The organism is Vibrio sp. 10N.261.45.E2 (assembly GCF_002875705.1).
Lineage (GTDB): Bacteria > Pseudomonadota > Gammaproteobacteria > Enterobacterales > Vibrionaceae > Vibrio.
In genome coordinates, this window is sequence record NZ_MCZZ01000144.1 from 130,404 (window position 1) to 150,483 (window position 20,080).

Below are 20,080 nucleotides of genomic sequence, written 5' to 3' on the forward strand. Positions count from 1 at the left end.
TGCTAGATGCTAGATGCTAGTTTAGCTTGTAAATCTTGCTGGACAATTTTGATTGCTTCTAACGCGACTTTTGGATCGATTTCGTTGCTTTCGAGCAGATAGATCAGGTCGACAGCTAACTTAACTTCTTCTGGTGCGTTATCCAGTGGTGATGGTGTGTTATCAGTGTTCATTTCGCTTAGGGTTCTCTAAGTTAATCAGTCTCTCAATATTTTTCATTGAGTCTTCACAGCGTTCTAATCGCTCTTTGGCTAACTGCCAAGCCTCTTCCGCTTTTTTCTTACTGTGGCGAGGCGCAGAATCAAACGCTAACTTTCGTACTCGTACTAAATCGACCAAACGCTTTTGCCAATCTTGGTGTTGAGCGAGTTCATTGTATAGGTCGTTAAGGTTTTTCCCTGACTTACTTTTTCGGTCCAAGCGTAAATCATGGTTAGCTAACTCTCTTTGAATTGCTGCGATTTGATTGGTCAGTTTTTCCGTCAGGTAGTTGGCTCTGGATGCGGTCAGTTGATTTGTGTTTTGTTCACGTACAATGGTGCTGTACGTAGCTTGAGTTTCAAGTGCATAGGGAAGCAAAACGGAGGCGCTACATTTAAATAAGGCTCGGTCAAACAGGGCTTGATGATAAGCACCTCGAGATTTATCAACCTGCGAGCAATGGCCAATTAGGGTGTCAATGACACTTTTGAGTTTTGAAAATTGATTCATTTTACTTCCCGTTCGCGGTTGCCTATAAGTTCACAAACCAAGCTTCGTATGCCAGTTTAATCGCAAGTACGCTTACTACCGTAACAAATACAGGTCGTATAAATGTAGCTCCGAAACGAATAGCTGAGTGAGCGCCAACAAACGCACCGGCCATTAAGCAAAGACCCATGGTTAAACCGAGAACCCAATCAATATGACCAAGAATTGCGAAGGTCACCAAAGAGGTAAAGTTACTGGTAAAGTTCATGGCTTTGGATAGGCCAGAAGCAAGTAAGATATTTAGGCGGTAAAGTGCCATAGAGCTTACCGTCCAAAACGCGCCAGTGCCTGGGCCTGCCACACCATCATAAAAGCCAAGAATGAACCCTTGGTACTTTTGCTTTCTCTTAAGTACAGGGCAAGGCTTAGGAGACACATTATGACTCACATCTGGAGTTTTATGAAAAATGGTATAGACCGCTGCGGCAAGAATGACTAACGGCAACACTTTCTCTAACCACTCGGTGCTAATGGCATCAACCGTTAGTGTGCCGATTGTCGCACCGATTAATGTCGATATGAATGCATTGACCCAGCATTCGGGTTTGAACAGCTTCTTGCGATAGTAAGTAAAAGCGGCTGTTGAAGAAGCGAACGTTGCGGCCAGCTTATTTGTGCCGAGTGCAATGTGTGGCGGTAAACCAAGCGATAGCAAAGCTGGGACAGTTAACATTCCTCCGCCACCGGCGACAGCATCAATAAAGCCTGCAGCAAATGCAACCAAGGCAAGTATGACCAACATGGTTGGCTCAATCATTTCCATAAATAGCTAGTGTTCTCGTTATCGGCTGATAGGGCAGCCACATGACGAATCGAAGGATTCGTTATGTTGGGTTGTGAATGCAAGGGCCTAGCGATGAAGGCCCATAACTACCTCAAGGGCAGGATAATTAGTATTTTATTGTTCTTTTAAAAGGCGGCAGTGAATCGAGTAGGGACTTTCCGTATCGCTTCGTGACTATGCGTCTATCAAGGATCGTGACTTTACCAGAATCTCGTTCTTTACGCAGCAATCTACCCACAGATTGAATAAGCTTTTTACTCGCTTCTGGAACAGTAATCTGCATAAAAGGATTACCACCGCGTGATTCAATATATTCTGAATGCGCTCGCTCTACAGGAGAGGTTGGTACTCCAAATGGAATCTTAGTAATAACGAGGTTTTCAAGAAGCTCGCCCGGTAGATCAAGACCTTCTGAAAAGCTGCCAGTTCCAAATAGAACGCTGGTTTTACCTTGGTCTATTAGCTTTTTATGTTTTTTTAGAATTTCAGTTCGTGAAGTATCACCTTGAACTTGCAATGCCCATGACTTTTTAACGAAATCTGTTGCTAAAGCTTCGGCAACTTGATTCATTTGCCAGTAAGAAGAGAATAGAACGAGATTGGCTTTTTTGTCTTCTATTACCTTAGGCAAAATTTCAATAAGATATTCGGTAAACTGAGGTGCTTGAGGTTCGTACTTCATTGCCGGAACGATCAGCTCCGCTTGATTCTGATAATCAAACGGTGACGCTAAAGCAAGAAACTGCACACCATCTTCCTCCTTTTGACTGATACCAGCTTGATGGCAGAAAAAGCTGAAGGAGTTGAGTGCTCTCATTGTTGCAGAAACGAGCACCGCACCAACACAGCGGCTCCAGATCTGCTGATCTAACTGCCAACCCACCTCTAGTGGTGAAACATTAACAACGAAATCGCCTTCACTCTCTTTGTTCAGCTCGAGCCAACGAGCCAAAGGAGCCCCTTTCTCTCTTTTAGGTTCAGCCATCAAGCGCCAAACTTGCGCTAGGTTTTCTGTTCTTTGTATATAGAAGCCAATTTCTGCGAGTGCAGGCTCTGCAAGTTTTGCTGAAAGCTCTCCATCTTTAACTCGTTCTGCAATCAGGTCTGCAATCTTTGCAACGGCTTGGCTCGCCTTTTGTGTAAGTTGCTTGAGATCTTTAGATTCATTCTCTAACCACTCAGGTAAGTCGCCATGCTCGAAGCGATATAAGCCATCTTCGAAGTGGCTAGCATCAAACTGTTTGCTGAGCTGCGTGAGTGTTGGAATAAGTTGTTGTACAGAATCCTGCAATTCATTCCTGAATCGACCCACTCGTTTTTCATCCGCCAAGCCTGAAAGCTTGGTGATGGATTGATTCAAACGCTCTAACCAAGAAGCGGCACCTTTTAAACTTGCGGCAGCAGAGGAGTGATCTCTGGCTACATGCGGTAAATGGTGAGCTTCATCGAATATATAGATGCTGTTTTCTGGTTCAGACAATATCACGCCGCCACCAAGGTCAGCATCCGCCATCACTAAACTGTGATTGGCGATAATGACGTCGGCTTTGTCTAACTCTGAACGTGCTTTCTGAAAAGGGCAGTCTCTATGAGTCGGCATACTGTTATTACAGCTGTGCTTATCACTGACAATCATCTGCCAAATCATGTTATCTATAGGTTTTGGCCAGGAATCTCGGTCACCATCCCATTTCCCTTGGGCCAAACTGCGATACATGGTTTGCAGTTGCTCGATATCCTTCTTCTTTGGCTTAGATTCGAACATTGCCATCTGACCGCCATCAACCCCGCAAGCGGCCGCTAACTTTTCCGCACAACAATAACGCTGTCTGCCCTTCGCTAATATGAAAGAAAACTCTCGATCAGTCAGTCTTCTATATAGAGGGAGATCTTTATTGACGAGCTGTTCTTGTAGCGCAACCGTCGCTGTCGATATGACGATTTTTCGATTATTGAGCACAGCAACGGGAATCGTCGCCATTAAATAAGCCAATGATTTCCCAATTCCTGTTCCCGCCTCTGCAACAATCATGCGATTACTTTTGTGGTATTGACCACAAAGTGTCTTCGCTATTTCTGCAACAAGGTAATTTTGAGCACGTCGAGGTACAAAGTTGTCCAACTGATCTTGGAGGTTTTGATAACTGGTGCGAATAGATTTTTGAATTTTAGTAGTTAGCATACTGTGACCTACGTAACGGAGCGAGGATAGTAGCACATATCACTAGTCGGTACATTTACCGAAAAATAGCTTGCTTTTGAATCAAAGGTAGATCTTGTTCACAAAAAAAAACTGAACCATCAGGAACTTAACGATTTTATTTATGTTGTGAAATATAAATTTTAAAAAAGACTGGCTTGCAGGTGTTAAGTTCTGATTTGTGGTTGTTTTTCGATGTGTTGATGGTTTTTAATTCTGTCGTGGCCTTTTTTATGATTATTATATTTCCTGATAAAACTAAGGATAAGTTGCTCGTAAAATGATGAAAAAAAATGTAAGTAATTGATTTTGATTGCTTTGTGTTTTTTTTAGGTTTGTTTTTAGTTTATTTGACACGCAGGATAATCTTTTGCAATCTAGACCTCGAAATTTAGTGACGGTGATTAACCAACAAAGAGTGGTAATGACCAGTCATAAAAAATAAAAGGGAACCGGGCAAGGATCTCCCATTCTTAGAAAAGGCAGTGGATTTATTATGAAAAAGACTCTATTAGCGCTAGCTATCGCAGCGGTATCAACTTCTGCATTCGCAGTTGAAACAAGCTCTCAAAACTCTAAGCCAATGTTTGAGTTTGAAGACATGCACAAAGACCAATTCTCAGTATCTGGTGCTTGGGGTGTTGGTGGTTACTACGATTCATACTCTGGTGCATTCTACGATGATTCGGCAACTGCTCTAACACTAGCTGTAAGCTACAAAAACAACCGTTGGGTTGGTTACTTTGAAACTGACCTAATGATGAACTACATCTCTGACACTAACGATTTCGCTAAAGTTAAAGAAACTTACGGCGCTATCGAGTCTGGCCCAAATACTGACGTAGACAAAGCATGGTTAGGTTTTGACACTGGTTTTGGTGTTGCATCTTTCGGTTGGGAAAATGACACAGCTCTAGATAAAGTTGACGGCGCTGGTGATATGACTTACGAGTTTGGTGCTTCTGCTGGCGACGCTTCTGACGCATTCAACGTTGTTAAATTCCAAGGCGCTACTTCTGGTTTTGCTTACGGTGTTTCTTACTTTGAAACAGACGAAAGCCACGCTGCTGCCGACAAAGGTGTGAACGGTTACGTTGGTTTCGAACACGAAATCTTCAACATCTACGCTGGTTACGAAGATCGTGACGAAGCAGATTACACGGTAACCTCTGTTTCTGGTAATGTTAAACTTGGCGATGCTGTAAAACTAGGTTTCAATACTTGGATTGATGACGGTGAGAAAGACGCAAGCAAAACAAATGCAACAAATAAGAAGAACACTGGTTACTACCTATCAGGCGCATTCACTGCATCTGAGCAAGTAACTGTTGCTGCTGGTTACGGTGCAAACACTAAAGAGCAAGATTTTGTTGCTGACAAAGATTACAGCTACATGAACGTTGCAGTAATGTACACGCACAGCGACCGCCTAGACATGGGTATTGATATCAAGCAAGAGCTTGACGTACCACAAGGTGTTCGTGCTGAGAGCTCTGACGAAGAGACATTCGTATTCGCAGCTGCTTACTACTACTTCTAATAGTCTAACTCTTAGTTAAGTAACGCTGTAAAAGCCAGTCTTATGACTGGCTTTTTTGTGTCTGATATTTGTCAACGCATATAAAAATGGCCACTCAAACTAGCGGCCATTTTTATATTCTGGGTATTTAGACTTTAAATCTCTTTCCACTCACCAGGCTGAAGCTGACCCACGTCCATATCACCCATCGAATAGCGGATAAGGCGTAGAGTAGGGAAGCCGATGTTTGCCGTCATTCGTCTGACCTGACGGTTGCGCCCCTCGATGATTGTAATAGCTAACCATGTTGTCGGTATTGCGGCTCTGAAGCGTACTGGAGGGTTTCTATCCCACACTTCAGGTTCTTGCATCACTTCCACGTTTGCAGGTAGTGTCATGCCGTCTTTTAGTTCGACACCTTTTCTCAATTTATCTAAATCTTCCTCAGAAGGTACGCCTTCAACCTGCACCCAGTAAGTCTTTGGTGATTTTGAATTTGGTTGAGTCAACTTTGCTTGAAAGATGCCATCGTTGGTCAATACCATTAAACCTTCGCTGTCACGGTCAAGTCGACCTGCAGCATAAACGTCTTTCACTGGAATAAAATCTGCTAACGTTTTTCTTCCTTCGCCGTCTGTAAATTGGCTTAGAGTATCGAAAGGCTTGTTGAACAAAATGACCTTGCGATCTTCAATGGCAACTCTAGGTTTTGCATTGGTAGGTTTACCTTTGAATCGGTGTTTACTGGAGTGAGATTTCTTGTGCGTATTGCCACTGTTATTTTTATCACTGCTTCGGCTTTGTCTATTACCGCTTTGTTTTAATGTGGCACCAGAACGAGCTGGTTTGTCTGAACGAGATGCGCTGCGTGAGCGAGTAGACATGTTAACTACCTTGCAAAAATGTAAACGAAGTGTGCTGAAAAGTTTTCACTGAAACGGAATTGAGCTATCATTTGCGCGCCTAAAAGACACAAAATAGAACAAGTTGATGGACTCTTAAGCCTGATTTGTTTAATTATACCTTCGTGTTTTATTATAACAACGCACTCACGGATTTGGTTCATGCTGTCATCAAGATTGCATGAAAAATAAGATAGAGTACGACTATCGAGTAAGCAGTTTTCACTCTTAGAGTCGCTTACTGGTCAATTTATAACATGCTCACTATTTTAAATGAGCTTGTAAGAACTATAGGGAAATTTCATGCCTACTGAAAAACCAACGATCATCTATACCATTACAGACGAAGCTCCGGCGCTAGCAACATACTCCCTGCTGCCAATCATTCAATCTTTTACAGCTTCTTCTGGTATTAACGTTGATACTCGCGACATTTCACTTGCAGGGCGCATTATTGCCAACTTCCCTGATTACTTGAACGAAGAGCAACGTATTGGTGATGCATTAGCAGAACTAGGTGAATTGGCTAAGACACCAGAAGCAAACATTATCAAGCTTCCAAACATCTCTGCATCAGTACCTCAGCTTCAAGCAACGATCAAAGAGCTACAGTCAAAAGGTTACGCACTTCCAAACTACCCAGAAGAAGCAAACACTGAGGAAGAGAAAGCAGTAAAAGCGACTTACGACAAAATCAAGGGTAGTGCAGTAAACCCTGTGTTACGTGAAGGTAACTCGGATCGCCGCGCCCCACTTTCAGTTAAAAACTACGCGAAGAAGAACCCACACTCAATGGGTGCTTGGTCTGCAGATTCGAAGTCGCACGTTTCAAGTATGGACGACAAAGACTTCTTCGGTAGTGAAAAGTCAGTAACCATAGAAGGTGCTACAGAAGTTAGCATTGAATTCGTTGGCAAAGACGGCGCGAAGAAAACACTGAAGCCAGCTTTTGCACTGCAAGATAAAGAGATCATTGATGCGTCAGTGATGAATAAGGCCGCTTTGGTTGCATTCTTCGAAAAAGAAATCGCATCGGCTAAAGAGCAAGGTGTATTGCTTTCTCTTCACATGAAAGCGACGATGATGAAAGTATCTGACCCAGTGATTTTTGGTCACGCGGTTAAGGTTTACTACAAAGACGTATTCGCTAAACATGGTCAGCTATTTGAAGAGCTAGGTGTTGATGTAAATAACGGCATCGGTGATGTCTACACGAAGATTGCAGCGCTTCCTCAAGAGCAAAAAGAAGCAATCGAAGCTGACCTGCAAGCGGTATACGAGACTCAACCACCACTAGCGATGGTTGATTCGGACCGTGGAATTACTAACCTACACGTACCAAGCGATATCATTGTGGATGCATCTATGCCTGCAATGTTGCGATCTTCTGGTCAAATGTGGGATCCAGAAGGTAAGCAAAAAGATACCAAAGCAATGATCCCAGATCGTAGCTACGCGAGCATCTACCAAGCGGTTATTGATTTCTGTAAAGAGAACGGTGCGTTCGATCCAACAACGATGGGTAGCGTACCAAACGTTGGCTTGATGGCTCAAAAAGCCGAAGAGTACGGTTCTCACGATAAGACTTTCATCCTTGAAGCTGCTGGTCAGGTTCAAGTTGTTGACGCTTCAGGCTCTGTGCTTCTAGAACAAGACGTAGAGGAAGGCGATATCTTCCGTATGTGTCAGGTTAAAGATGCACCAATCCAAGACTGGGTTAAGCTAGCGGTAACTCGTGCTCGCGCAACAGGTGTACCAGCGGTATTCTGGCTAGATGCTTCCCGTGCACACGATGCTGAGCTTATTAAGAAAGTAGAAGCTTACCTTCCTGAATACGATACAGACGGTCTCGAGCTTAAGATTCTGGCCCCGCTAGAAGCGACTCAATACTCTTTGGTTCGTATTAAAGAAGGCCTAGATACGATTTCGGTTACAGGTAACGTACTACGTGATTACCTAACGGACTTGTTCCCAATTCTTGAGCTTGGTACATCAGCTAAGATGTTATCGATTGTTCCACTAATGAACGGTGGTGGCCTATTTGAAACTGGTGCTGGCGGCTCTGCTCCTAAGCACGTTCAACAAGTAGAGAAAGAAAACCACCTTCGTTGGGACTCTCTGGGTGAATTCTTGGCACTAGCGGCATCTCTAGAGCACCTAAGCGTAGTAACGGGTAACGCTAAAGCACAAGTACTAGCAGACGCGCTTGATAAAGCGACGGGTGAGTTCCTTGATAACAACAAGTCTCCTTCACGTCGAGTTGGTGAGCTGGATAACCGTGGCAGTCACTACTACCTAGCTGCTTACTGGGCTAAGGCGCTTGCTGAACAAACGGTTGACGCTGACCTAGCCGCTGAGTTCGCAGGTGTGGCAAGTCAACTAGCTGAAAGTGAAGAAGCTATTGTTGCTGAGCTAAACAACGCTCAAGGTGTCGCTGGCGACTTAGGTGGTTACTACCTACTTGATGACGCACTTGTTTCAACCCTAATGCGCCCAAGCCCAACGCTAAACGCATTTATTGATGCTTAGTGATCGGACTCATCGGTAGTCAGTCATGAACATGATTTACTAACGAGTCGTGAAGTTCGACAGCTAAGTCATAGATAAAGTCAAAACGAAAGACGCTTTAACGATAAGGTTAAAGCGTCTTTTTTGTTTCTTCGCGATACTGCTTAAGACCGAGCTTGATGGGAGTACATTCTCGAATTAGTTGTCTAGCGAGACATTTTTCTAATGAGGAATTGTAGCTCGCAGATCGAAAAAAACCGCTCACATAACCCTGGATTAAAGGTGTCAAATGAGCGGTTTTAATATTCTATTCATCGATCAGTCGTTAATTAAGACTGATGGAGGTAGACATGTTCGACCATCGCCTATTTCGCGGCGCTGCCTTCTACAGGAACAACGGAGCTGGCATGCGAGCCTTTAGGTCCACTTTCTACTTCATAGTCGACCTGCTGACCGGCTTTTAAGGTTCGATACCCTTCCATTTGTATTGTGGAGTAGTGCGCAAAAATATCGCCGTCTTCACCTTCTGGACAAATAAAGCCAAACCCCTTGGCATTGTTAAACCATTTTACTGTACCTGTAGCCATGCTATACATCCCTCATGCATTTTGTTACTAACGTTGTTATATCAATTGTTGTAAGTGCGATTGATATCATTCCTACTAGCTAAAGAATTTCAGCCAGTAGCTTGAATCTCGTACATTGCTTACGGAAATTAACGCTACCCTGCGTAATTATTCCTTATTGTTAATTTTTAAAGCGTATTACTGATTTCAAATCATGTTGCAAAAATGTATTAAAAAACCTTTTAGCTCCAATGTAGCTAATGATTGAGCGCAGTCAATAGTAAATTGGTATAAAAGTGATCAATTTTAATAACAAATCACATTCGAGATTAACTGCAAACTATTAACTAAATAGTCACTTATCAGTGATCTTATCGTTAGTATCAATAGTTGTGGTGTCTTTTTAATCAATCACATATGTTAATCCTGTTAATCGAGATCTTTTATTTGCAGCGATGGAAATGGTGGATTAGGCTCAGTATAGAGGAATATTTTTTGGTACTGTTTCTCGGTGCAGTTTCTTAGTACACCGTAAAGCGTGAATGTGGTAAATTTGAGTTAGGTAAACACTCACGACTTCCGAAAAATAACCCTTAGCAAAGCGATATGAGCAGAAACTTTGAATGGGCATCTCCAGGCTCAGATTTACTGGAGAAAGAAGCAACAAAAGTAAAGCCACCGGCAATGTATAACGTTGTGTTGAATAACGATGACTACACGCCCATGGACTTTGTAATCGAGATCCTAGAGCGATTCTTCTCACTAGATATCGAAAAAGCAACGGAAGTGATGCTCAAGGTTCATTATGAAGGTAAAGCTATATGCGGCACATACAGTGCTGAAATAGCGGAAACAAAGGTAGCGCAGGTCACGATGTACTCAAAGGAAAATGAGCATCCGCTACTATGTACAATGGAGCAAGTATAAATTGCTCGAACAACACTGTTGTTCCCTTAGGAGGTACTTATGCTAAATAAAGAATTAGAGACGAGTTTAAATGGCGCATTTGCTCGTGCGCGAGACAAGCGACATGAATTCATGACTGTCGAACACCTCCTACTAGCATTATTAGAAAATGATGCGGCCAAGGAAGCGCTCCAAGCTTGTCAGGCTGATCTCGATGCTCTTCGCAATGAGCTCGATATTTTTATTGATCAAACGACCCCACTTATCCCAGAAAGCGACGAAACTCGTGAGACTCAACCTACGTTAAGTTTCCAACGAGTACTTCAACGTGCTGTTTTTCATGTCCAATCTTCGGGTCGCAGTGAAGTGACTGGTGCTAACGTACTTGTCGCTATTTTCAGTGAGCAAGAGTCTCATGCGGCATATCTTCTTAAGAAGAACGATATTAGTCGCTTAGATATCGTTAACTTCATCTCTCACGGTATTACCAAAGCCAGCAACGAAGGCGATAGCCCTTCATCATCTGATTCATTTGGTGGTGCAGAAAATGCCGAAGAAGCTAACTCAGAAGACCGCTTAGAAAACTTTGCGACCAATCTTAATGAAGTAGCCAAGCAGGGTAACATTGACCCGCTAATCGGTCGTGACAAAGAGCTAGAGCGCACCATCCAAGTTCTGTGTCGTCGTCGTAAGAACAACCCTCTGTTAGTGGGTGAAGCGGGTGTAGGTAAAACTGCTATCGCTGAAGGTCTTGCATGGCGTATCGTTGAAGGACAAGTGCCTGAAATCATTCAGAGTAGCGTAATTTATTCTCTAGATATCGGTTCACTGCTTGCGGGAACGAAATATCGTGGTGACTTTGAGAAGCGTTTTAAAGCGATTCTGAAGCAATTAGAGAAAGAAGAAGACGCAATTCTGTTCATTGATGAGATCCATACTATTATTGGTGCGGGTGCTGCGTCGGGCGGTCAGGTAGATGCTGCAAACCTAATCAAGCCACTACTAAGTAGCGGTAAGTTACGTTGCATTGGCTCAACAACATACCAAGAGTACAGCAGTATTTTTGAGAAAGAGCGTGCGTTATCTCGTCGTTTCCAGAAAATCGATATTGTTGAACCGTCATTAGATGATACGACTAAGATTCTGATTGGCCTTAAGCCAAAATACGAAGCTCACCACGAAGTGCGTTACACCAACAAAGCGTTGCGTGCAGCCGTGGAGCTGTCTGCTAAATACATTAACGAACGTCACTTACCTGATAAGGCGATCGATGTTATTGATGAAGCGGGTGCTCGTAGCCGTCTAGCTCCTGCAAGCCGTCGTAAGAAAACGGTTAGCGTAGCGGATATTGAGTCAATGGTTGCGAAAATGGCACGTATCCCTGAGAAGTCAGTGTCTTCTTCAGACAAAGATACGCTGCAGAAACTGGATGACCGCATGAAAATGTTGGTGTTCGGACAAGACCCTGCTATCGACGTATTGAGCGAAGCGATCAAGCTAACGCGTGCAGGACTTGGTGCTGACAATAAACCTGTAGGTTCATTCCTGTTTGCAGGACCTACTGGTGTAGGTAAAACAGAGGTGACGGTTCAACTGTCTAAATTGATGGGTATTGTGCTGCTGCGTTTTGATATGTCTGAGTACGGTGAGCGCCACTCTGTGAGCCGCTTAATTGGTGCTCCTCCTGGTTATGTTGGTTATGATCAAGGCGGTTTGCTAACTGATGCCGTAATTAAGAACCCACACTCTGTTGTGCTACTGGATGAAATCGAGAAAGCTCACCCAGACATCTTTAACTTGCTGCTGCAGGTAATGGATAACGGCACGTTAACTGATAACAATGGTCGCAAAGCGGATTTCCGTAATGTGATCTTAGTGATGACGACCAATGCGGGTGTTGCTGAAACCGAGAAGAAATCGATCGGTCTGATCCAACAAGATCATGCGCCAGATGCGATGGGCGAAATCAAGAAGGTATTTACTCCTGAGTTCCGTAACCGCCTTGATAACATCATTTGGTTCAATAGTCTTGATCCAAGTGTGATTAGCCAGGTTGTTGATAAGTTTATTGTCGAACTTCAGGTTCAGCTGGATGCTCGTGGCGTGTCTTTAGAGGTGTCTGAGGACGCTCGTCACTGGTTAGCTGATAAAGGCTATGACAAGACCATGGGTGCTCGTCCAATGGGGCGTGTGATTCAAGAGAAGCTTAAGAAGCCACTTGCTAACGAGTTACTGTTCGGTAGCTTGGTTGATGGCGGTACGGTTAAGGTATCTCTGAAAAAAGACGAATTAGATTTCATCTATGTTGGTGCAAAAGAAGAGGTTATGCACTAACGGAGTGATTGATAACTCAAGGGCTTAGATATAAACGCATGACTTAGGTTGTGCGTTTTTTTATGCTTGCGAGATGCGAGATGCGAGATGCGAGATGCGAGATGCGAGATCGCCCCTAAAAGTAGACACAGGGTCTGGCTAAATTATAAAAAGTTCAGGCAATAAAAAACGGAGCATCAAGCTCCGTCTCTTACTGTATTCGCTAATTAGAAATTAACGAGCACGGAAGACGATGCGGCCTTTAGAAAGGTCGTATGGAGTCATCTCAACAGTTACTTTATCACCAGTAAGAATACGGATGTAGTTCTTACGCATTTTACCAGAGATGTGTGCTGTCACTACGTGACCGTTTTCAAGCTCAACACGGAACATTGTGTTTGGTAGAGTATCAAGGACAGTGCCTTGCATCTCGATTACGTCTTCTTTAGCCATCTAATCCTCTTTCGAAATTTGGCGGTTTTCAACGGCTTGATTGTGCCGTTAAAATCAAAATATGTAAAGTTGTCGCGTATTCTACCCTTGCCACCGCTGATTTACTAGCCTTTGATGACGTTGAAATCGTACTTTATAGTTCATCGCAGGGCATTCATCGATTTGATAACCCAAATATAACCATTGTTTTTGTTCTTTCTGGGCATGTTGGATCTGAAATAAAACGCCAAGTGTTCCCATCGAAATGTCTATATCAGGATCAAAGAAGGTATAAAACGCGCTCGTACAGTGAGCCATAATGTCGGTTACTGCAATGCCAACTAACTTGCTCTCATCATAGATGTGCATGAACTTTGTAGTAAGCCATTCATTTTTCGAGAATTGTAGAAACTCTTCCTTTTTTGGGGGATACATGGTTCCAGAACGGTGACGAGCGGTGATATAGCGGCTGTATAACTCAAACCAATTATCATCCATCTCATCCTTAAGCTCCCAATGTAGTGATTTTCCCTTGTTAAGGATGCGTCGCTGGCTTTTGGAAAGCTTGACCTCTGGGATTGAGAGTCGAATCGCTTGGCATGCTGAACAATGATCGCAATGTGGCTTGTAAATGGTTGCTCCACTACGTCGAAATCCATTCGCAAGCAGAACTTCATAGTTACCTGAGGTGTGCATGTGTTCATCGAGCGTGACCGCCACTCTTTCTTCAAGGTGAGGTAAGTAGCTGCAAGCGTGATTGTCTGTTAATCCAATTCTGATTTGTTGTAAATCTGGATTCATTAAGGCACTTCCTTTAGCCATTGGGTTTTAAAGCATGCATCGTCAACGGATAGCTCTTTGAGTAATTGCAGAGACCCTAGGAACTCATCTCTATCGACCTCGATAGCTCCTAAGGATTCCAAGTGAGGGTTCATGACCTGACAATCAATCAGTTGTCCGCCGAATTGTGTAAAGTGTTCACAAAAGTACCACAGCGCAATTTTAGAGGCATTGGCCTTCAGGCTGAACATCGATTCACCGCAAAAGACTTGGCCCCTTTGTAAGCCGTAAAGCCCGCCAATAAGCTCGTCCTCTTGCCAAACCTCGACTGAATGACAGAAGCCTAATGAAGCGAGTTCGCGATACGCTGACTGCATGTCACCGTTTAGCCAGGTTTCTTCTTCTGGTCTTAGTGAAGAGCAATAACCAATGACTCTGTCCGTCGCTTGGTTGATGCTGACACGATAATTGTGTTTTCTTTGAAACTTTTTAAGACTTTTTGACGGTTCGAATGTCTTAGGATTAAATACAGCTCGCGGTGCAGGGCTCCACCAAAGTATAGGCTCACCTGGCCCATACCATGGAAATATACCTTGGCTATAAGCGTTTAAAATTCGCATTGGTGATAAATCACCACCGAAGGCCAGCAGACCGTTGGGTTCATCAAGCGCGTCGAAGGGCGAAGGAAACTCTATACTGGTAGTATCAAGTTCGGTTAGGTATATAGTCATAAGTACCGCATTACAGATTAATCACTGACCAAGAGGTCTTTAGGAGTTTTACCATGAAGAAGTTGCTTTGGATTTTACTTGTTTTGCCCATGTTGGCAAATGCAGCTTACAACAGAAACGAAGCTCGACCAGTGAACGAAGTTGTTTATGGTGAGATCGATACAGTTAGATACATCACTCAACAAGAGATCGTTGAATCGAAAGCGAATGGTTGGGAAACCTTGTTAGGTGCGGCGATTGGTGGATTGATTGGTAATCAGTTTGGCGGCGGCACCGGTAAAGAAGTGGCGACAGCTGTCGGTGCAGTAGCAGGTGCGGGTATTGCTCGTAACCGAGGTAACACACAATATAAAGTAGAGTACAAACTGGTCGAGTTACTGGTCAAAACCAAAGACAATAAGTTGGTCAACATCATCCAAGATGTCGATAACTCGATGTTGTTCAACCGAGGCGATGATGTACGAATTCTCTATTTTTCAGATGGTGTTCGAGTTGATCTAGTGTACTAGTATGTAAATGCGGTTGATTGGCTAATTAATCACCTGTTTGAGCGGGATTAGCTCTGGAGTTCGTTGGAAAAGTTCGTTAGTCTGCAAGTACGAAGAATTATTCATCGCCCGAAAATAAATACGCGCCAGTGACTTCGGGTGGTACAAGGACTATAAGATTTAATGGAAAGCCTTACGTTACAACCAATTCAAAAAGTGAACGGGGAAGTTAACCTACCTGGTTCAAAAAGCGTTTCCAACCGTGCGCTTCTTTTAGCTGCACTTTCTACGGGAACTACTCGTCTAACAAACTTGCTAGACAGCGATGATATTCGTCATATGTTGAATGCATTGACGCAGTTAGGCGTTGATTACCAGTTGTCTGCAGATAAAACAGTTTGTGAAGTGACAGGTGTTGGTGGTGCATTCTCAAGTGACAAAGCCTTAGAGCTTTTCTTAGGTAACGCGGGTACGGCGATGCGTCCACTGGCGGCTGCACTATGTTTAGGTCGCGGTGAATACGTTCTTACTGGCGAGCCACGCATGAAAGAGCGTCCGATTGGCCACTTAGTAACGGCACTACGAGAAGCCGGCGCTGACGTTGAATACTTAGAAAACGAAAATTACCCACCATTGAAGATCACAGGTACTGGCCTTAAGAGCGGTACAGTTTCTATCGATGGTTCTATTTCTAGCCAATTCTTGACGGCATTTTTGATGGCTGCACCGCTAGCTGAAGGTGAAGTAACCATCAAAATTGACGGTGAATTGGTTTCTAAACCTTACATCGATATTACCCTACACATCATGAAACAATTTGGTGTGGACGTGATCAATAATGGTTACCAAGAGTTTGTGATTCCGACGGGGCAATCTTATTCGGCACCGGGTGATTTCTTGGTTGAAGGTGATGCATCATCTGCGTCATATTTCCTTGCGGCAGCTGCGATTAAAGGTGGTGAGATTAAGGTCACTGGTATTGGTAAAAACAGTATCCAGGGGGATATCCAATTCGCTGATGCACTTGAGAAAATGGGTGCTGAAATCGAATGGGGTGACGACTATGTTATCTCTCGCTGTGGTGAGCTGAAAGGCATTGATATGGACTATAACCATATTCCAGATGCTGCGATGACTATCGCGACAACCGCATTGTTTGCTAAAGGCACAACGGCAATCCGTAATGTCTACAACTGGCGTGTGAAAGAGACAGATCGATTAGCTGCAATGGCAACCGAGCTACGTAAAGTGGGCGCTGAGGTTGAAGAGGGCGAAGATTACATCATTGTTAACCCTGTGGCTGAATTGACTCACGCGGCGATTGATACTTACGATGACCACCGTATGGCGATGTGTTTCTCGCTGGTTGCTTTGAGTGATACGCCTGTGACGATTAATGATCCAGGCTGTACGTCAAAGACATTCCCAGATTACTTCGACAAGCTGAAAATGCTAAGTCAATAAAGGTTCAGGAACAAAAAAAGCTTGCCTAAATGGCAAGCTTTTTAATTACTGCTGAATTGTAAATTCTTTCGAAAGGTGGTGCGCTAGGTATTTAAACATGTTAAATACCGCAGTTGTATTCTCGGTCGGCATTCCATTGCTATCTAAAAAGTATTCACCTTTGAAGACGAGTACATCGTCTTTTTCTACTACGCTGTTTGCGCGCATGCCTTCAATGTAGTCATCATGTGATTGGATAATTTGGTTTGCGATAAGCAGTAAATCAAATTCTGCTATTACTTTCTTTGTCATGAGTTTATCTCTGATAACTGAATATAACGTTGAGTTTATGGTGTCGAACTAGAAATTCAATGATTTCACAACCGATTAAGAGAGTCTTTTCAAACATCCACAATTTATTTTGTGATTTACGGCAAAAATAATTGAATGGGGCTCGCGTTAGATTCGCGGACAAGCTTAGTATGAGCCCGTTTAGACGTAATGCCTGATGAATAGGCTCTTGCAAGTATTCTTAGCAAGTACTTTATAGCTTCTTTATATTGTGACCCTTTTCTCTATGAGTCGTCGAATTGTCGAGCGATCAGATCCAATTTTGAAAAAAGCGGTTGATCTTCTAGTAATCTCGCACAATAGTAAAAAAAGAAGCAATGAATTTAGAATATCATGCGTAAAAGCCCACAAGCTAAATTGTTGGTGCTGAAGCATCGTGATTAAGGACGTTAGAGTCAATATGGGTAAATCGCTCGTTATAGTGGAGTCGCCAGCCAAGGCTAAAACTATCAATAAATATCTTGGCAAAGACTTTGTCGTTAAGTCGAGTGTAGGTCACGTACGTGATTTACCGACGGCAGGTCAAAGTACTGGTCAAAAGGCTGCTGCAGTTTCAACCAAAGGTATGAGCCCAGAAGAGAAAGCTCGTATCAAGAAAGAAAAAGATCGCAAAGCTCTTATCAAAAAGATGGGTATCAACCCATATAAAGAGTGGGAAGCGAACTACCAAATCCTACCTGGCAAAGAGAAAGTCGTTGCTGAATTGCAAAAACTGGCTGAGAACGCAGACCATGTTTATCTCGCAACCGATTTGGACCGCGAAGGAGAAGCTATCGCATGGCACCTTCGTGAGATCATCGGTGGCGATGAAACGCGATACAAGCGAGTGGTTTTTAACGAAATCACCAAAAATGCAATTCAACAAGCATTCGAAACTCCTGGTGAGCTAAACATTGATGGCGTAAACGCACAACAAGCACGACGTTTTATGGACCGTGTTGTTGGCTTTATGGTGTCACCTCTGCTTTGGAAAAAAGTAGCACGAGGCCTGTCCGCTGGCCGTGTTCAATCAGTAGCTGTAAAACTATTGGTAGAGCGTGAGCGCGAGATCAATGCCTTTATCCCTGAAGAATTCTGGGATGTGCACGCTGATACTAAAACAGCAGAGAAAACAGACTTTAGATTGCAAGTAGCACAGAAAGACGGTGTTGCGTTTAAACCTGAAAATGAAGCGCAAACACAAGCTGCGGTGAGCGTTTTAGAAAAAGCGCAATACGAAGTATGTAAACGTGAAGACCGCCCAACCAAGAGTAAGCCGTCTGCACCCTACATTACGTCGACGCTGCAACAAGCGGCGAGTACGCGTCTTGGTTACGGCGTAAAGAAAACCATGATGCTGGCTCAACGCCTGTATGAAGCGGGTTACATCACTTATATGCGTACTGACTCAACCAACTTGAGTTCAGAAGCGGTAGAAGCGGCTCGTGAGTACATTGGTTCTGAGTATGGCGCTCAATATCTTCCACCGAAAGCACTTGTATACGGCAGTAAAGAGGGCGCTCAAGAGGCCCACGAAGCGATTCGTCCTTCAAGTGTAGATGTTAAGTCGGAAGACCTAAACGGCGTAGACGCAGACGCACACAAGCTTTATTCACTGATTTGGAATCAATTCGTTGCGTGTCAAATGACACCGGCACAATACGATTCAACGACAGTAAGTGTTAAAGCTGACGAGTACACGTTAAAAGCGAAAGGTCGTATTCTTAAGTTTGATGGTTGGACTCGTGTTCAGCGTCCAATGGGCAAAAACGAAGATACCATTCTTCCTGCAGTGCAGATTGGCGATAAGCTCGATCTAGTTGCGCTAGATCCTAAGCAGCATTTCACCAAGCCACCGGCTCGTTTCACTGAAGCGGCGCTAGTTAAAGAGCTCGAGAAGCGTGGTATTGGTCGTCCTTCAACATACGCATCAATCATCTCGACGATTCAAGATCGTGGTTATGTGAAAGTTGAACAGCGCCGTTTCTATGCCGAGAAGATGGGCGAAATTGTAACTGACCGTTTAGATGGCAGTTTCAATGACCTGATGAACTACGACTTCACTGCTCGTATGGAGCAGAAGTTAGACCAAATCGCAGAAGGCGAAGCAAGCTGGAAAGGCGTGCTAGATAACTTCTTCGAAGACTTTACTGGCGATTTGGAAAAAGCAGATTTAGACGAAGACGCAGGTGGCATGAAGCCAAATCATATCGTTGAAACCGATATTGAGTGTCCGACGTGTGGCCGTAAAATGGGTATTCGTACTGCTTCGACAGGCGTATTCCTAGGTTGTTCTGGTTATGCGCTTCCACCAAAAGAACGTTGCAAGACGACAATCAACCTTGGTGATGAAGAAGGCATTATCAACGTGCTTGAAGAAGACGTTGAAACAGCAGCACTTCGAGCTAAGAAGCGTTGTCCGATTTGTGAAACAGCGATGGATGCTTATCTAATCGATGATAAGCGTAAGATGCACGTATGTGGTAACAACCCGAACTGTGAAGGTTATGTGGTTGAGTTCGGCGAATTTAAAGTGAAAGGCTACGATGGTCCACTTGTTGAGTGTGACAAATGTGGTTCTGACATGGTTCTGAAGAACGGTCGTTTTGGCAAATACATGGACTGTACGAGTGAAGATTGTAAAAACACTCGTAAGATTCTGAAAAATGGCGAAGTAGCGCCACCAAAAGAAGACCCTGTGCATTTCCCTGAGCTTCCGTGTGAAAATTCAGACGCGTACTTTGTTCTTCGTGACGGTGCTTCTGGTCTATTTATGGCTGCTAGCAACTTCCCTAAATCACGTGAGACACGCGCACCATTGGTGGAAGAGCTGGTTCGCTTTAAAGACCGTATCTCACCTAAGTTCCGATACCTAACGTCAGCGCCGGTTGCTGATCCTGATGGTAAGCCGACTGTGGTTCGCTTTAGTCGTAAGACTAAAGAAAACTACGTTCGTACTGAATTAGATGGAAAACCATCCGGTTGGACTGCGTTGTACATCGACGGCAAGTGGGAAGTTACGGATAAGCGCAAAAAACCTAAAGAGAAGTAACTGAACGTTATTGATGAAAAAGCAGCCGAATGGCTGCTTTTTTTTGATCTAAATATGACTAAATATGCAACAGGTTGATAGGGTGTTTCGTCTGCGATAATTAATTAAATTCACTCTGAAAAATAAATGGCGATAATTAATTATACGTCCTTATGCAACTGTAACGATCGTGTAACTTAATTAGAATATTGTAAGCTAAAGATCAGTGTTTAGTTGTATACCTGATGTGTGTTGGGTGTTAATGTAATGTTTCGCTCAGACGGTGTAATGTGAGCTGCTTTAAGTCTTAGGAAAGCAATCAGCTTACGTAGCACAGAATGGCGTATTAAAAATTGAATTCGACCGAAAAGTCGATAACGTATATAAAACCAAGTGC

General features: G+C 43.6%; 17 protein-coding genes. 7 read left to right on the forward strand and 10 right to left on the reverse strand.

From position 1 onward, the window contains the following. Positions 1 to 2: 2 nt before the first annotated feature. From rsmS to dinG, 4 genes are all read right to left on the reverse strand, one after another. On the reverse strand, positions 3 to 173 hold the full coding sequence (rsmS, locus tag BCT34_RS18715; protein ID WP_017055021.1) for a pleiotropic regulatory protein RsmS: 171 nt from the start codon (positions 171 to 173) through the stop codon (positions 3 to 5). After that, positions 163 to 711: a primosomal replication protein gene (locus BCT34_RS18720; protein WP_076651534.1), complete on the reverse strand. Its 549-nt coding sequence runs from the start codon at positions 709 to 711 to the stop codon at positions 163 to 165. Before BCT34_RS18720 ends, rsmS begins: the two co-directional genes overlap by 11 nt. 22 nt (positions 712 to 733) lie before the next feature. Beyond that, on the reverse strand, positions 734 to 1,513 hold the full coding sequence (locus BCT34_RS18725; protein WP_017062114.1) for a TSUP family transporter: 780 nt from the start codon (positions 1,511 to 1,513) through the stop codon (positions 734 to 736). Between the two features lie 127 nt (positions 1,514 to 1,640). Next, on the reverse strand, positions 1,641 to 3,716 hold the full coding sequence (dinG, locus tag BCT34_RS18730; RefSeq protein ID WP_076651533.1) for an ATP-dependent DNA helicase DinG: 2,076 nt from the start codon (positions 3,714 to 3,716) through the stop codon (positions 1,641 to 1,643). 514 nt (positions 3,717 to 4,230) lie between these two features. Between dinG and BCT34_RS18735 the strand changes: the two genes are divergently transcribed. Then, the gene (locus BCT34_RS18735; protein ID WP_102300480.1) at positions 4,231 to 5,274 is read left to right on the forward strand and encodes a porin; all 1,044 of its coding nucleotides are present in this window, start codon (positions 4,231 to 4,233) and stop codon (positions 5,272 to 5,274) included. Between the two features lie 134 nt (positions 5,275 to 5,408). On the opposite strand, the gene BCT34_RS18740 is transcribed toward BCT34_RS18735, so the two are convergent. Further along, positions 5,409 to 6,137 carry a pseudouridine synthase gene (locus BCT34_RS18740; RefSeq protein WP_076651531.1) on the reverse strand — a complete coding sequence of 243 codons (729 nt, stop codon included), beginning with the start codon at positions 6,135 to 6,137 and terminating at the stop codon, positions 5,409 to 5,411. Between the two features lie 321 nt (positions 6,138 to 6,458). Between BCT34_RS18740 and BCT34_RS18745 the strand changes: the two genes are divergently transcribed. Continuing rightward, positions 6,459 to 8,684, forward strand: a complete 2,226-nt coding sequence (locus BCT34_RS18745) for an NADP-dependent isocitrate dehydrogenase (protein ID WP_076651530.1) — start codon at positions 6,459 to 6,461, stop codon at positions 8,682 to 8,684. A 344-nt stretch (positions 8,685 to 9,028) separates the two neighbouring features. Here BCT34_RS18745 and cspD read toward each other — a convergent pair whose 3' ends face one another. Further along, a complete protein-coding gene (gene cspD / locus BCT34_RS18750; RefSeq protein ID WP_004736548.1) occupies positions 9,029 to 9,250 on the reverse strand; it encodes a cold shock domain-containing protein CspD in 222 nt (73 codons plus the stop codon). Positions 9,251 to 9,835: 585 nt separating this feature from the next. Between cspD and clpS the strand changes: the two genes are divergently transcribed. Together clpS and clpA are read left to right on the forward strand one after the other, a co-directional pair. Then, positions 9,836 to 10,156: an ATP-dependent Clp protease adapter ClpS gene (clpS, locus tag BCT34_RS18755; protein ID WP_004737430.1), complete on the forward strand. Its 321-nt coding sequence runs from the start codon at positions 9,836 to 9,838 to the stop codon at positions 10,154 to 10,156. 39 nt (positions 10,157 to 10,195) lie between these two features. Then, positions 10,196 to 12,469, forward strand: coding sequence for an ATP-dependent Clp protease ATP-binding subunit ClpA (gene clpA / locus BCT34_RS18760; RefSeq protein ID WP_076651529.1), 2,274 nt, complete (start codon positions 10,196 to 10,198; stop codon positions 12,467 to 12,469). Between the two features lie 213 nt (positions 12,470 to 12,682). Here the strand turns inward: clpA and infA are convergent, their stop codons facing one another. The 3 genes from infA to aat form a co-directional block, all read right to left on the reverse strand. After that, positions 12,683 to 12,901 (reverse strand): translation initiation factor IF-1, encoded by a 219-nt coding sequence (gene infA, locus BCT34_RS18765; protein WP_001040192.1) that lies wholly within the window; start codon positions 12,899 to 12,901, stop codon positions 12,683 to 12,685. Between the two features lie 81 nt (positions 12,902 to 12,982). Further along, positions 12,983 to 13,681 carry an arginyltransferase gene (locus BCT34_RS18770; protein WP_076650502.1) on the reverse strand — a complete coding sequence of 233 codons (699 nt, stop codon included), beginning with the start codon at positions 13,679 to 13,681 and terminating at the stop codon, positions 12,983 to 12,985. Next, a complete protein-coding gene (gene aat, locus BCT34_RS18775; RefSeq protein ID WP_076650503.1) occupies positions 13,681 to 14,391 on the reverse strand; it encodes a leucyl/phenylalanyl-tRNA--protein transferase in 711 nt (236 codons plus the stop codon). The genes BCT34_RS18770 and aat overlap by 1 nt, the downstream gene beginning before the upstream one ends. A 53-nt stretch (positions 14,392 to 14,444) precedes the next feature. Between aat and BCT34_RS18780 the strand changes: the two genes are divergently transcribed. After that, positions 14,445 to 14,900, forward strand: coding sequence for a glycine zipper 2TM domain-containing protein (locus BCT34_RS18780; RefSeq protein WP_076650504.1), 456 nt, complete (start codon positions 14,445 to 14,447; stop codon positions 14,898 to 14,900). A 162-nt stretch (positions 14,901 to 15,062) separates the two neighbouring features. Beyond that, entirely contained in the window at positions 15,063 to 16,343 is a 1,281-nt protein-coding gene (aroA, locus tag BCT34_RS18785) for a 3-phosphoshikimate 1-carboxyvinyltransferase (RefSeq protein WP_076650505.1), read from the forward strand. 45 nt (positions 16,344 to 16,388) lie between these two features. Here aroA and BCT34_RS18790 read toward each other — a convergent pair whose 3' ends face one another. Beyond that, positions 16,389 to 16,634, reverse strand: coding sequence for a YciN family protein (locus BCT34_RS18790; RefSeq protein ID WP_017062104.1), 246 nt, complete (start codon positions 16,632 to 16,634; stop codon positions 16,389 to 16,391). 439 nt (positions 16,635 to 17,073) lie between these two features. Between BCT34_RS18790 and topA the strand changes: the two genes are divergently transcribed. Beyond that, positions 17,074 to 19,704: a type I DNA topoisomerase gene (gene topA / locus BCT34_RS18795; RefSeq protein WP_076650506.1), complete on the forward strand. Its 2,631-nt coding sequence runs from the start codon at positions 17,074 to 17,076 to the stop codon at positions 19,702 to 19,704. Positions 19,705 to 20,080 lie beyond the last annotated feature (376 nt).

Coding starts and splice junctions, on each gene's coding strand:
- rsmS (WP_017055021.1), bottom strand. CDS start 173: ATGAACACTGATAACACACCATCACCACTGGATAACGCACCAGAAGAA.
- BCT34_RS18720 (WP_076651534.1), bottom strand. CDS start 711: ATGAATCAATTTTCAAAACTCAAAAGTGTCATTGACACCCTAATTGGC.
- BCT34_RS18725 (WP_017062114.1), bottom strand. CDS start 1,513: ATGGAAATGATTGAGCCAACCATGTTGGTCATACTTGCCTTGGTTGCA.
- dinG (WP_076651533.1), bottom strand. CDS start 3,716: ATGCTAACTACTAAAATTCAAAAATCTATTCGCACCAGTTATCAAAAC.
- BCT34_RS18735 (WP_102300480.1), top strand. CDS start 4,231: ATGAAAAAGACTCTATTAGCGCTAGCTATCGCAGCGGTATCAACTTCT.
- BCT34_RS18740 (WP_076651531.1), bottom strand. CDS start 6,137: ATGTCTACTCGCTCACGCAGCGCATCTCGTTCAGACAAACCAGCTCGT.
- BCT34_RS18745 (WP_076651530.1), top strand. CDS start 6,459: ATGCCTACTGAAAAACCAACGATCATCTATACCATTACAGACGAAGCT.
- cspD (WP_004736548.1), bottom strand. CDS start 9,250: ATGGCTACAGGTACAGTAAAATGGTTTAACAATGCCAAGGGGTTTGGC.
- clpS (WP_004737430.1), top strand. CDS start 9,836: ATGAGCAGAAACTTTGAATGGGCATCTCCAGGCTCAGATTTACTGGAG.
- clpA (WP_076651529.1), top strand. CDS start 10,196: ATGCTAAATAAAGAATTAGAGACGAGTTTAAATGGCGCATTTGCTCGT.
- infA (WP_001040192.1), bottom strand. CDS start 12,901: ATGGCTAAAGAAGACGTAATCGAGATGCAAGGCACTGTCCTTGATACT.
- BCT34_RS18770 (WP_076650502.1), bottom strand. CDS start 13,681: ATGAATCCAGATTTACAACAAATCAGAATTGGATTAACAGACAATCAC.
- aat (WP_076650503.1), bottom strand. CDS start 14,391: ATGACTATATACCTAACCGAACTTGATACTACCAGTATAGAGTTTCCT.
- BCT34_RS18780 (WP_076650504.1), top strand. CDS start 14,445: ATGAAGAAGTTGCTTTGGATTTTACTTGTTTTGCCCATGTTGGCAAAT.
- aroA (WP_076650505.1), top strand. CDS start 15,063: ATGGAAAGCCTTACGTTACAACCAATTCAAAAAGTGAACGGGGAAGTT.
- BCT34_RS18790 (WP_017062104.1), bottom strand. CDS start 16,634: ATGACAAAGAAAGTAATAGCAGAATTTGATTTACTGCTTATCGCAAAC.
- topA (WP_076650506.1), top strand. CDS start 17,074: ATGGGTAAATCGCTCGTTATAGTGGAGTCGCCAGCCAAGGCTAAAACT.